This is a genomic window from Metabacillus crassostreae (genome assembly GCF_016908395.1).
Classification (GTDB): domain Bacteria; phylum Bacillota; class Bacilli; order Bacillales; family Bacillaceae; genus Metabacillus; species Metabacillus crassostreae.
The window spans coordinates 775310-788943 of sequence record NZ_JAFBDU010000002.1 but is presented as its reverse complement, the minus strand read 5'-3'; the positions used below and the strand labels follow the sequence as shown (position 1 = coordinate 788943).

The following is a 13634-nucleotide window of genomic DNA, read 5'->3' as shown; positions in this document are numbered from 1 at the left end:
TTCTCAATAATAGTCATATATCTTGTAGTAATACATGATGGTGGTGAATGAAATTGAAGCGTATTTTGTCAGAATTAAATCGAGCAAAATTAGAAATGCTTGTAAATAAGAAGCTTATTAAAAATACTCGTAATAATCAAGAGTTACATGCACTTGAACGAAGATATCTTTCGAATGAAAAGCGAAAAGCTGAAATAGTTAAAGGCAGTGCTGAGGTGAAGGTCTCAAGTGTTGAGACAACGTCAGAAAATTTACAAGAAGTCCTGTATATTTGTCACTATAAGTGGCTGAATAAACAAAAAGATTCTTTGTATCTAGAAGAAAGAATGGATCATCGTAAAGCTATCTTTTACCATGATGAGCTTATTGATGACCAATTAATCGAAAACTTTAATACAGAGGAGGAACCTCATTCATTATTAAGCGAAGAAATTGATCATGATTTCAGAGCTAAGGAGGGATTTAGCTATGACCGACTTGCAGCTGTTCAATATGCTGAGAGATGGTGGAATGATGAAAATCCTAAATTTAAAAATTTTGATGTGAATTGTACAAATTTTGTTTCTCAATGCTTACATGCTGGAAATGCCAAAATGCGCGGATACCCAAATCGCTCGAATGGTTGGTGGATGCAAAATAATAATTGGAGCTTTAGTTGGTCAGTAGCAAATGCGATGACAAGCTTTCTTAAGAACTCCAAAATTGGATTACGCGCTAAGAGGGTAGAAGACGCTGAGCAATTAAAGCCTGGCGATGTTATTTGCTATGATTTTCAAGGTGATGGCCGGTTTGATCATACAACCTTTGTTGTGGCAAAGGATCCTGAGAATATGCCCTTGGTAAATGCACAAACTTATAATAGTCGGATGAGATATTGGGCGTATGAAGATTCATCAGCATACACTCCGAACATTAAGTATGCATTTTTTCGAATTTTAGATGATACCAGTTCAAAATAACAATGGTATAATGTTTTGTAGCAAAGTGGGTGAATAGCCCAAATATAGTGAACGGGCATTATTGCTTCGTTTTTTATAGAAATAGATGAGGTGACTATTATGGCTTTACACGTAGTATTATATCAACCAGAAATCCCTGCAAATACTGGGAATATTGCACGTTCTTGTGCAGCAACAAATACAACTCTTCACTTAATACGTCCATTAGGATTTTCTACGGATGATAAGATGTTAAAAAGAGCGGGCTTGGACTATTGGGAGCATGTTAATGTTATTTATCATGATTCTTTAGAGGAGTTATTTGAAACATATTCAACAGGAGAGTTTTTCTACCTAACGAAATTTGGTCAACAACCACATACTACATTTGATTATAGTAATGTGGAAAAAGACTACTTTTTTGTTTTTGGTCGAGAAACGACTGGACTTCCGAAAGACCTAATTTCAGCAAATATGGATAAGTGCTTACGTTTACCAATGACTGAGCATGTTCGCTCATTAAATTTATCAAACACAGCAGCAATATTGATATATGAAGCATTAAGACAACAGAATTATCCGGGATTATCATAAAAAAGGGCTACTATTGTTGCTTTTTATAAACCTATATAAAATGATAAACTTTTGTGATGTTTTACTAACTGGAAAATAGTTCAAATAAAAGAGGGTCAAACATTGTGATGTATACAATGTTTGACCCTCTTATCCGTTGTATCCTTATATAGTAGTAAGGATGTTTGGACTTATTATTTTTTTACACCTGGCTTACTATCATATCCTGCAGTGAAGATTGCAGTTATGAACGCTAAACTCACACCTAAAATTAATAAAAAGTTCATTGCTGTACCTCCTTAAAATAAATCTATTCAAGTACATAAGGAGCTATCTCTTAAGCAGTTGTGAGAAGAGTCTCACTGTATGTATAGCATCCCATTAATAACTAGTTTTATTATACCTTAAACCATATGTGATGTGAATGTGCAACATATTTTCCAAAGAAAATTTTTGTTGTTTATCTGCTTTTTGTTATGTAAAACGAATGTTAAAGGACATCCTCGCATAAAGTGTATTAATCTGCAAGTGCAGTTTATAGTACGACCAAAGATGAAGGAGGTCCTTATGGATATCTTAAAAAAAATTGAAAAGTACAGGGAAGATGAGCAACGCTTAAAGTGGGAAGGTACCTTCGTAGAGTATTTGGATATTGTTAAGGAAAAACCTTGGGTTGCCCAATCAGCCCATTCGCGGGTTTACAATATGATCAAAGATGCAGGGATTGAAGAGGTGGATGGCAAAAGACGTTATAAGTTTTTTGATCACCAGTTATATGGATTAGAAGATGCATTAGAAAGATTAGTAGAGGAGTATTTCCATCCTGCTGCAAAACGTTTAGATGTAAGAAAACGAATTCTGTTACTGATGGGTCCAGTAAGTGGTGGTAAATCTACACTTGTGACAATGTTAAAAAGAGGCCTTGAGGCATACTCATTAACAGATCGCGGTGCAGTTTATGCGATAAAGGGCTGTCCAATGCATGAAGATCCATTACATTTAATTCCGCATCATTTACGAGAAGATTTTTATGATGAATATGGTATTCGAATTGAAGGAAATCTATCTCCATTAAATGTAATGAGGTTGGAGCAGGAATATGGTGGACGTATTGAGGATGTTCGAGTAGAACGAATTTTCTTATCAGAAGATAAACGTGCTGGTATCGGAACATTTAGTCCATCTGATCCAAAATCACAAGATATTGCGGATCTAACTGGAAGTATTGACTTTTCAACTATTGCAGAATATGGATCAGAATCAGATCCTCGTGCATATCGTTTTGATGGTGAATTAAATAAAGCAAATCGTGGAATGATGGAATTCCAAGAAATGTTAAAATGTGATGAGAAATTTTTATGGCATTTGCTTTCATTAACCCAAGAAGGTAATTTTAAAGCCGGTCGTTTCGCACTTATTTCTGCAGATGAACTGATTGTCGCACATACAAATGAAACCGAATATCGTTCATTTATCTCCAACAAAAAAAATGAAGCCCTCCATTCTCGAATTATCGTAATGCCTGTTCCTTATAACTTGAAAGTAACTGAAGAAGAACGAATTTATGAAAAAATGATTGGTGAAAGCGATGTTTCAGATGTTCATATTGCTCCACATACGTTAAAGGTTGCAGCAATGTTCACAATTTTAACTCGTCTTAAAGAACCAAAACGCGGTGACATTGATCTTGTGAAGAAAATGAGATTATATGATGGTGAAAATGTTGAAGGCTTTAACTCTGTTGATGTAAATGAATTACAAAAAGAATATAATGATGAAGGTATGGCAGGAATTGATCCACGTTATGTGATTAACCGTATTTCATCAACAATTATCCGTAAGGAAGTTCCGTCAATCAATGCACTAGATGTATTACGTGCATTAAAAGAAGGACTGGATCAACATGCATCGATCTCAAACGAAGATCGTGAAAAATACTTAAATTTCATTTCTGTTGCGCGTAAGCTTTATGATGATATGGCAAAGAAAGAAGTTCAAAAAGCATTTGTATACTCTTATGAGGAATCTGCTAAAACACTTATGGATAATTATCTTGATAATGTTGAAGCTTATTGTAATAAAAACAAGCTTCGTGATCCATTAACAGGAGAAGAAATGAATCCAGATGAAAAGTTAATGCGTTCAATCGAAGAGCAAATCGGAATTTCGGAAAATGCGAAAAAAGCGTTCCGTGAAGAAATCTTAATTCGTATTTCTGCATATGCACGTAAAGGGAAGCGATTTGATTACAATTCACACGAACGTCTTCGTGAAGCTATCCAGAAAAAGCTATTTGCGGATCTGAAGGATGTTGTCAAAATCACAACATCATCAAAAACTCCAGACGAGCAACAGCTTAAGAAGGTGAACGAGGTTGTTGCACGCTTAATCGATGAGCATGGCTATAATTCATCATCTGCTAATGAATTATTAAGATATGTAGGAAGCTTGTTAAATAGATAAAGTATCAGGGAATGGGAGCTGGCGGAAATTTTGTCAGCTTTTTTTGTTTTTTTTAGGTGGAAGAAGAGGTCAGCTTGTTTAGGAGCGTGTAACGTGGAAATGGTGGCAGATGGTCGATAAAAGTGTGAGGATGACTCGTAAAGATGAGAGAATGGCATGCAAAGTGAGATTGATGGTCGATAAAGTGGTGAATGGCGTGCAAAGTGAGATTGATGATCGATAAAGTGGTGAATGGCTTGAAAATAGTGGAGAATGGTCGATAAAAGTGTGAGGATGACTCTCAAAGAAGAGAGAATGGCGTGCAAAGTGAGATTGATGATCGATAAAGTGGTGAATGGCTTGAAAATAGTGGAGAATGGTCGGTAAAAGTGTGACGATGACTCGCAAAGATGAGAGAATGACGTGCAAAGTGATTAATATGTAAAAGAGAGAGGAAATCTTTCCCTCTCCTAGTTAAGCATACATCTTATTTTCTTCTTCTTTTCTAAAGAAGCTCTTCATTGCTTGGAAAACATCTGATTTTTGCTTGAGGATATAATGGCGGAATTTTTCATCATTGATATTTTTATAAGCGGACATTAAGGTTGAATGTCGGTTATACTGGTTGACTTCACCGTAGCCGAAGATATTTGAGACTTTCATAAGCTCGTCGACTAGTTTAACACATCTTGGATTATCTGAGGTTAAGTTATCACCGTCTGAGAAATGGAAAGGATAGATATTATATCGTGAAGGGTTGTATTTGCCATCAATTACTTCTAAGGCTTTACGATAAGCTGATGAACAGATTGTTCCACCACTTTCTCCTTTTGAAAAAAAGTCTTCCTCTGTGACAATTTTTGCTTCTGTGTGGTGTGCAATAAATTCAATTTCAACTTTTTCGTATTTGGTTCTTAGAAATCTTGTCATCCAGAAGAAGAAGCTGCGAGCCATGTACTTTTCCCAGAGGCCCATTGAGCCACTAGTATCCATCATCGCGATCACAACTGCTTTTGAATCGGGTTTCACTGTATCATTCCAGGTTTTGAATTTTAAATCCTCTGGATAGATTGGATGGAACTTTGATTTTCCTGCCATTGCGTTACGTTTGTAAGCGGAAAGCATCGTTCTTTTTTTATCTACATTACCCATCAATCCAGTTCTTCTTATATCATTAAATTCGATATGGTCAATCACAATATCGTCGCGCTCTTTTTGTTTTAAATTAGGTAGTTCTAATTCTTTGAAAAGGGCTGCTTCAAGCTCTAATATGGATACCTCTGCTTCATAATAGTCTTCACCAGCTTGATCCCCGGCTCCTTGACCTTTACCTGGTCCTTTTGCATCAGCCTGAGATCCGTCTCGTGCAACAACATCTCCGACTTCACTTTCTCCATCACCTTGGCCAACATGTTTGTTTTTATCATAGTTATAGCGAATTTTGTATTCGTCAAGTGAACGAATTGGTATTTTCACAACATCTTTTCCATTTGACATAACGATACTTTCTTCTGTTATAAGATCTGGAAGATTGTTGCGAATAGCTTCCTGAACTTTTTCTTGGTGTCTTGTTTGATCATCCTGGCCTTTACGATGGAGGGTCCAATCTTCTTGTGAAATAACAAAATTTGTTTGTTCTTTACCCGTCATATTAAAATTCCCCCTCCAAATTTTAGTTAGTTTCAATAGCTTTATCAATTAAATCAAAAAAATATTTCCTAAATGAAAAAAAACTGTCACATTTCATGACCTTCACGCATACATTAACGTGGATGAATAAATTGGGACCAAGAACTGTTTGAAATTCTGTGGATTACTTTATCCTATGCGACAGTTTTGTTTTATTGACAAATAATTTAGAAAATTATCGTGGAATTGTTAAAAATGAGACAAGTTACTTGCAGGTGTGTTTGATGAAGAAAGGCTTTTTTTAGGTAAGTATGATTTAAAATATATTAGAAATCGAAGAAGCAATCTCTTGATTCGTGGAGAGTAAAACTAAGTGCTTATCTTACAGAGGATGGGACATAAGTATTTAAGCTAATGAAAAACCCGAACTATTAGGTGATATGTCAATTAAACATTCGCCTAATAGTTCGGGTTTTTATTTGCAGACTTCAATGTTTTTAGATTTTGCTTACTATTTTTAAGAACTAGTGTAATGGAGTGGAAGACATTTGACTCCTGCGGGTGCAGAGGAAAGGCTAAGACCCCACAGGCGCTTGCGCCGAGGAGGCTTAGCTTCCTCCCCGCGGAAAGCAAATGTCTGCAGCGAAATGAAACGAACTTGTTTCTTTCAACTTAACTGAATTTAGGTTTATTCGTCTTTTTGAATGATTTCTTTAATTTTGTCCCGCCTCTGTTTATGTTTAAGGACTATTTCGTAATGAAAGAAGTATATGTCTATGTGGTCTTTTTCAAAAAACAAGTTTGCTTTACTTGCTCTTAGTATGTTTATATTGAATTGGATCGGGTAATTTCCCACCTTGCTTGACTTGTTTATTTGTTTTCATATTCTCCATAATCTTAGATTGCTTCTTTAAATCTTTCATATCACGCACCATCGTATTTTTCCTTTTACTCATTTTGCCCACCTCGTTTTTGATGTTTCTCTATTTAATTCCCTTTAATTTATTTAACAAACGCTTTTGTTGGATATAGTAACTAATCAGGATTCTTAATTTAGTTATGTTAATAAAAATTAACTGCTTATTTGACAATTGATGTGTATAATGAAATATAATTTTAACAATTGATATCTACACACCTAGGAGGGATTTCTTTGAAAACTGGTGAATTATGTAGAATACTAATAGTGGATGATGAGCAATTAATAAGACAAGGTATAAAGCATTACCTTCAGTGGGAGCAGGTGGGTTTTCAGATTGTTGGTGAAGCATCTAATGGTAAAGAAGCTCTTGAGATGATTGAAAAAACAAAGCCACATATTATTCTTACTGACATTGTTATGCCAATTATGGACGGTGAGGAATTAACAAGAGTTGTTAAAAGTAAATATCCTCAAATTGAGATTATTATTTTAAGTAGTTATGGAGAATTTGATTATGTTAGATCAACTTTTCAAAGTGGTGCTGTTGATTATATATTAAAACCGAAGCTCGATTCAGAAACGCTTCTGAAAGTATTAACAACTGCTGCAAATCGAATTCCATCACTAAAATCGATTGAGAAAGAAGATAGCTTTGCATTAAATATAGGGAATATCATCGATAAATTAATAGCAGGATATGAGATTGAAACAGATTATGATAGTAAAGCTCTTTCACAGGCATTTCCACATCCTTATTTTTCCTTGTTCATAGTAGATAGTAGAAATCTCAAGAATCCAGAAAATGTAACACAAATAAAAAGCAGAATAGAAAAAGAACTTGATTCAAAAGGAATGCATTATCATAGTTTTACAGAGGGAAATAATGTAAGCGGATACCTACTGAATATAAAGGAAGAAGAAAATTTAGAATTCACCGATGAATTATTAAACGGAGACCTTAACTTTGGTATTCTTATAACTAATTCATTTAATAACTTGTCTGATTTAGGTATGAAGTTTAATGAAGTTATAAAAAAAATGCTACAGTATCGTTTTTATTTCCCTGAATTGAAATTAATGACTGAAAAAGAATTGCCTACTAATGTATGTGTTCCTATTTCATTTAATTTGGATAAATTCACAAATGATTTTAAACATGAAAGATTTGATTTAGCATTTAGTTATTTAGAGGATTATGTAAAAGCATTATCAAATAACTATACTACTGATATGTTTGAGTATAAGTCGTTTTTTGGAAATATCATCTTTAATATAACAATACTTTTAGGAAATATGAACTTCGAAGTGAATGAATTAGAAAACAAAAAATTCACTTTTTTTAACTGTATTGATGAAGCAACTTCTGCTAATGAAGTTATAGAGCAATTGAATATTTTTATATTAGAAGCAAAGAAATGTATCGCAGCAAAGTCCAGTCAAACAGGTCATTCAAATATAACAATGATTTTGGAATATATTGAGGAACATTTTGCCGAACCTCTTAGTTTAACAGGAGTTGCACATCATTTTCATTTTAATCCTACGTATTTATCCAGTTACTTTGCATCACATAATAGAGAAGGCTTTAATGAATATTTAAATAAAATTCGGATTGAAGAAGCTGCTAAGCTATTAGTGAATAAAGCGACGCCTATTTCAGAAATCAGTGGTCTTGTCGGGTATTCAGATCACAGCTATTTTTGTAAGGTGTTTAAAAAGCTCAAGGGTGTTTCACCGAGTCAATATAGAAGAAGTCAAAAATTGAATTAAGTGATGTGATACAGCATGAAATTTTTGCAAAAGCATTTTAGGTATAATGGATTGTTTACGATTATGTTTCTAATTAGTGTGATAAGTATTGTTTCTGTCTCAGTTATTATTACTTGGACAACCTTTCGTATGTCAGAGGAATTTTTTATTGATAAATTTAGTATTACAAATGGACGAGTCATGACCCAGGTGAAGGATAGTATAGAATCTTATAATTATTCTGTTGTATTAGCATCAAATAATATTCTTCAAAGTGGTACCATCCGAAAAAATCTTACTGAAGAGCAGTCTAACGAGCAGCAGATGAGAGCTTTTTATGAGATGTATCAACAAATGAAGCGGGTTAAATCTAATGTCGATGCATATGAAACAGAAATTATTATTACAGGGATTAATGGGATGAATTATGCAACCAATCGACCGTATTGGCCAATTCCTGATGATGAATTGATTCAGCACACTATTACAAAGAATACTATGGATGAACCTAAGAAGCTAATGTATCATTTTGATCAACGTGATTACCAAATTGGTGATAATCATTTTATTGTTGCATCAAAGGCTTTAATGGAGAGAATTTCAGGTGATATTTATGGGGCAATGTATTTTTCTATTCAAGAAAGTGAATTTCGGAAATTTTATAGCAGCTATACAAGTGAAGGGAATAATGTATATATTTTAGATAATAATGGATTGATTGTTTCTAGTAATCAAACAAAAATGATTGGACAAAAAGCTGATGAGCTATTGTCCTATGCGTTAGAGAATGAAGGCAATCGCAGCGATTATCTTATTGAAAAGTTCATGGGTACAGATCAAATTATATTTATGGAGTATCTTCCTTCACTTGACATGTATTTATTTAATCTTATTGATAGGAAAACAGCAATTGGGGATTTGATTAATAAAAAGCAAATAGTTCTCATTTCTATGGGGATTGTAGTCATAGCACTTATTATTGTATTTTTCATTTCAAGAAGAATCACTAATTCCTTATCACATCTAGTTAAGCAAATAGCTGATGCTTCAAAGTTCGACTTCGATAAATACGTTTCAGTTACAGGTACTTATGAAACAAGGAGAATTGGTGAAGCATTCAATTCAATGTTAGATGAATTACATGATTATTTAGAAAAGCTTGTTTTATATCAAAAGCAAAAACGAAATGCAGAGCTTGCTGCACTTCAGCAGCAGATTAATCCACATTTCTTATACAATACTTTAACTTCTATTAAGTTCATGGTTCAACAGGGAAGTAAGGATGAAGCGGAAGAAATTATCAATTCATTGATTGCCCTACTCCAAAATACGATTGGTAATGTTAGTGAAACCATTTCTGTTGAACAAGAAATTAATAATTTGAAAAATTATGTGCTTATTAATCAAAAACGTTATGGAGACAGAATTAAGGTGAATTATTTAATTGGACCAGGATGTATGGAATATCATGTGCCAAAATTAATTCTTCAGCCATTTATCGAAAACTCCTTTTTTCATGGTTTTAATCATAAAAGTGAAGGATTCATTAATGTTCTTGTGTGGCAGGAGAATAATACGCTAATTTGTGAAGTGATGGATAATGGTGATGGTATGGAGATGTCGTCGACTAGCGAGCTACCTAAAATTAAAAGTAAACGACAGCATTTTACAGGTATTGGTGTGAAAAACGTTCATGAACGTATTCAATTGATTTATGGAAACCAGTATGGAGTTACAATTAATAGTACTAAAGGTGAGGGGACAAGAGTGAAAATCACCCTTCCAATTACAAATAAATAAGAATGATGTTTGAAAAATATGTAATCATACAAATACCAATAATCAGCATACCAAATCTATATAGATTTGGTATGCTGTTATTATTTTTAGAACATAATAGGCGTGAAGGTTATTTTCGTAAACTTGTTGTTTTAAAAATCTTAAGAAAAGAGCATTAAAACAATACTCTCTAGGAATTTAATCATAAATAAATACTAGTTTCTGAAAAAAGTACAAATTTGATTAAAAGAAAGCGTATACATCATGCGAAGAAAACACAAGTTTATGAAAATATCGTCATAACAGCACCTGCTTTAGAGGTGCTATCATAGAAGTTGTAAGAGAGATAACGCTTACAAGAATATAAAAAACAAATGGGGGTTTACGTATGAAAAAGCTTTTAGTGTTGTTTTTAGCTAGCATTATGCTGTTGGCTGCATGTTCATCTGGTGGAGATACAAAAGAAACTGGAGAAAAAAGCAGCAGTTCATCTGAATCAGATTCAATCACAATTTGGGCATGGGATCCAAACTTCAATATTAAAGCAATGAACATGGCAAAGGATGTATATCAAGCTGAAAATCCTGATGCTGAAATCAAGATAGTAGAAAATGCACAAGCTGATATTATTCAAAAATTAAATACAAGTTTAAGCTCTGGTACAACAAAAGGGTTACCAAATATTGTTTTAATTGAAGATTATAGAGCACAAAGCTTTCTTCAAGCATATCCAGATTCTTTTGAAAAGTTAACAGGTTCTTTTAACACAGAAGATTTTGCTTCATATAAAATCGCTCCAACTAGTTTAGATGGAGAAAATTATGGTTTACCATTTGACACTGGTGTAACAGGTTTATACGTAAGAACAGATTATTTAGAAGAAGCTGGCTATTCAGCTGAAGATCTTCACAACGCTGATTGGGATAAATATATCGAGATTGGTAAAAAAGTAAAAGAAGCAACAGGCAAACACATGTTATCACTTGATCCTAATGATCTTGGAATTATTCGTACAATGATTCAATCAAGTGGTTCTTGGTACTTGAAAGAAGATGGTGTAACACCAAATATCGCTGGAAATGAAGCTCTTAAAAAGGCATTTGAAGTTTATAAAGAAATGCTAGACGCAGATATTCTTAAAGCGCATTCTGATTGGAGTCAATATCTAGAAGGATTCAATAGTGGTGATGTAGCGACAGTTCCTACTGGTAACTGGATTACTCCTTCTGTTAAAGCTGAAGCTTCTCAATCTGGCAAATGGTCAGTTGTTTCACAACCAACACTTCCAGGAATCGAAAACTCAGTTAATGCATCAAACTTAGGTGGTAGTTCTTGGTATGTATTAAATGTACCAGGTAAAGAATTAGCAGTTGATTTCTTAGCAAAAACTTATGGCTCTAACGCTGATTTCTATCAAGATTTAGTAACGGAAATTGGAGCAATTGGAACTTATATCCCAGCTGCTGAAGGTGAAGCATATAAAGCTGCAGATGAATTTTTTGGAGGTCAAACAATCATTTCTGACTTCTCGAAATGGACTGAAGAAATACCTCAAGTAAACTATGGTCTGCATACGTACGCAGTTGAAGATATTTTAGTAGTTGAAATGCAGAACTACCTTCAAGGTAAAGAAATTGATCAAGTGCTAGAAGATGCACAAGCGCAAGCTGAAGCACAAATTAAATAATATCTTCGATTTATACTATTCATATCTTTTTTAGAAAATGATATGAAAGTAAAAGCCTCGGAAACTCTCCTGCTTCTGTTATATGGATTTTTAATCCGAAGCATGGTGAGGTTTTCTGAGGCTCTTACATTATATTGACAAGTTAAGGAGTTGACTTGATTTGATCCAGGCAAAAACAAATGACCATATACCGCAACAAAAGCCAAGAAAGAAAATAAATGCAAACGTAATTATTGGTTGGTCTTTCATTACAATCGCAACGATCATGATTTGTTTATTTTATTTTTATCCGATGATACAGGCACTTATTATGTCCTTTCAATCTGGTACTGGAACAAACTTAACGTTTACTGGACTAGATAACTATGCTCGTTTATTTAAAGATCCTACATTTATTACAGCAGTTAAAAATACTGTCATTTATTTAATGATTCAAGTTCCTGTAATGATACTTTTGGCATTATTTTTATCTGTTTTACTAAATGATAAACGATTGAAATTTAAAGGTTTTTTCCGTACAGCTATCTTTTTACCTTGTGTAACATCACTAGTTGCTTATTCTGTTATATTCAAATATTTATTTGGAACTGACGGAATTGTGAATATGATGTTAATGAAGTTTGCATTTATTGCAGAGCCAGTTCAATGGTTAACAGATCCATTTTGGGCAAAAATGACGATTGTTATTGCAATTACATGGCGCTGGACTGGTTATAATATGATTTTCTATCTATCTTCTCTTCAAAATATCGATCACTCTATATATGAAGCTGCGAAAATTGATGGGGCATCTGCTTTTCAACAATTCTTTAAAATTACAATTCCGATGTTAAAACCTATCATCCTCTTTACATCGATTACTTCAACAATTGGTACATTACAGCTATTTGATGAGGTAATGAATATAACCAAAGGTGGTCCTGGTAATTCAACAATGACGATTTCACAATATATTTATAATCTTTCATTTAAATACACACCAGACTTTGGTTATGCGGCGACGGTTTCTTATGCAATCGTAATTATGATTGTTATCTTCTCAATTATTCAGTTTAAAGTGGCAGGTGATAAAAATGCATAAAGTGAGACGAATATTTGCTTATGCTGTATTGATAATTGCTAGCATTATATCTATCTTTCCGTTTTTATGGATGATTATATCGGCAACGAATAAATCAGTAGATGTAACGAAGGGTAGATTGCTACCAGGAAGTCATTTTTTAGAGAACTTTAATAATCTTTTAGATACTGTTGATATCGTTCCAGCTTTAATAAATTCAGCAAAAATTTCTATATCTACTACAGTTTTATCATTATTAATTGCTTCATTAGCAGGCTATGGATTTGAAGTATTTAGAAGTAAAGCGAAAGATGTTGTATTTAACATTTTGTTAATTTCAATGATGATTCCTTTTGCAGCACTTATGGTACCTTTATTCCGTATGTTTGGGAAAATCTCAGCTGTTGCTCCATTCATTGGAATAGATACGTTAACATCTGCAGTTTTACCAACATTAACAACAGCATTTCTTATCTTTTTCTTCCGTCAAAGTACAAAGATGTTTCCAAAGGATATTCTTGAAGCTGGGAGAATTGATGGGTTAAGTGAATTAGGAGTATTCTTTAGAATTTATGTACCTACAATGAAAACAACGTATGCAGCAGCAGCTATTATTACTTTTATGGCTAGCTGGAACAATTATTTATGGCCTTTAGTTGTATTACAATCTCCAGAAAATCAAACGATTCCGTTGCTTATTTCAAATCTAGGGTCAAGCTATGCACCTGATTTTGGAATTATTATGACTGCGATCGTTATTGCTACTTTACCAGCAGCTATTATTTTCTTCATTATGCAAAAGCATTTCGTTGCAGGAATGATGGGATCAGTGAAGTAATAAATATAATAGGATTT

Annotated in this window: 10 protein-coding genes; 8 read left to right on the top strand and 2 right to left on the bottom strand. The window is 33.6% G+C overall.

The window, feature by feature from the left end; all coding sequences use genetic code 11:
• Positions 1-53 precede the first annotated feature (53 nt).
• The 3 genes from JOC75_RS11365 to JOC75_RS11355 all read left to right on the top strand — a co-directional run bounded on the left by JOC75_RS11365 (position 54) and on the right by JOC75_RS11355 (position 3974).
• A complete protein-coding gene (locus tag JOC75_RS11365) occupies positions 54-959 on the top strand; it encodes an amidase domain-containing protein (RefSeq protein WP_239589406.1) in 906 nt (301 codons plus the stop codon).
• A 90-nt stretch (positions 960-1049) separates the two neighbouring features.
• Positions 1050-1532: a tRNA (uridine(34)/cytosine(34)/5-carboxymethylaminomethyluridine(34)-2'-O)-methyltransferase TrmL gene (gene trmL, locus JOC75_RS11360; RefSeq protein ID WP_204954148.1), complete on the top strand. Its 483-nt coding sequence runs from the start codon at positions 1050-1052 to the stop codon at positions 1530-1532.
• Positions 1533-2078: 546 nt separating this feature from the next.
• The gene (locus JOC75_RS11355; RefSeq protein ID WP_204954147.1) at positions 2079-3974 is read left to right on the top strand and encodes a PrkA family serine protein kinase; all 1896 of its coding nucleotides are present in this window, start codon (positions 2079-2081) and stop codon (positions 3972-3974) included.
• A gap of 453 nt (positions 3975-4427) precedes the next feature.
• On the opposite strand, the gene yhbH is transcribed toward JOC75_RS11355, so the two are convergent.
• Together yhbH and JOC75_RS11345 are read right to left on the bottom strand one after the other, a co-directional pair.
• Positions 4428-5603 carry a sporulation protein YhbH gene (gene yhbH, locus JOC75_RS11350; RefSeq protein WP_146949642.1) on the bottom strand — a complete coding sequence of 392 codons (1176 nt, stop codon included), beginning with the start codon at positions 5601-5603 and terminating at the stop codon, positions 4428-4430.
• A gap of 785 nt (positions 5604-6388) precedes the next feature.
• Positions 6389-6538, bottom strand: a complete 150-nt coding sequence (locus JOC75_RS11345) for a hypothetical protein (protein ID WP_204954146.1) — start codon at positions 6536-6538, stop codon at positions 6389-6391.
• 197 nt (positions 6539-6735) lie between these two features.
• Between JOC75_RS11345 and JOC75_RS11340 the strand changes: the two genes are divergently transcribed.
• The 5 genes from JOC75_RS11340 (at position 6736) to JOC75_RS11320 (ending at position 13617) form a co-directional block, all read left to right on the top strand.
• Positions 6736-8274 carry a response regulator transcription factor gene (locus JOC75_RS11340; protein ID WP_204954145.1) on the top strand — a complete coding sequence of 513 codons (1539 nt, stop codon included), beginning with the start codon at positions 6736-6738 and terminating at the stop codon, positions 8272-8274.
• A gap of 15 nt (positions 8275-8289) precedes the next feature.
• The gene (locus tag JOC75_RS11335) at positions 8290-10053 is read left to right on the top strand and encodes a sensor histidine kinase (protein ID WP_204954144.1); all 1764 of its coding nucleotides are present in this window, start codon (positions 8290-8292) and stop codon (positions 10051-10053) included.
• Between the two features lie 367 nt (positions 10054-10420).
• Positions 10421-11719 carry an ABC transporter substrate-binding protein gene (locus JOC75_RS11330; RefSeq protein WP_204954143.1) on the top strand — a complete coding sequence of 433 codons (1299 nt, stop codon included), beginning with the start codon at positions 10421-10423 and terminating at the stop codon, positions 11717-11719.
• A 214-nt stretch (positions 11720-11933) separates the two neighbouring features.
• Positions 11934-12800, top strand: coding sequence for a carbohydrate ABC transporter permease (locus tag JOC75_RS11325; protein WP_420828031.1), 867 nt, complete (start codon positions 11934-11936; stop codon positions 12798-12800).
• Positions 12793-13617, top strand: coding sequence for a carbohydrate ABC transporter permease (locus JOC75_RS11320; RefSeq protein ID WP_204954142.1), 825 nt, complete (start codon positions 12793-12795; stop codon positions 13615-13617). Before JOC75_RS11325 ends, JOC75_RS11320 begins: the two co-directional genes overlap by 8 nt.
• Positions 13618-13634 lie beyond the last annotated feature (17 nt).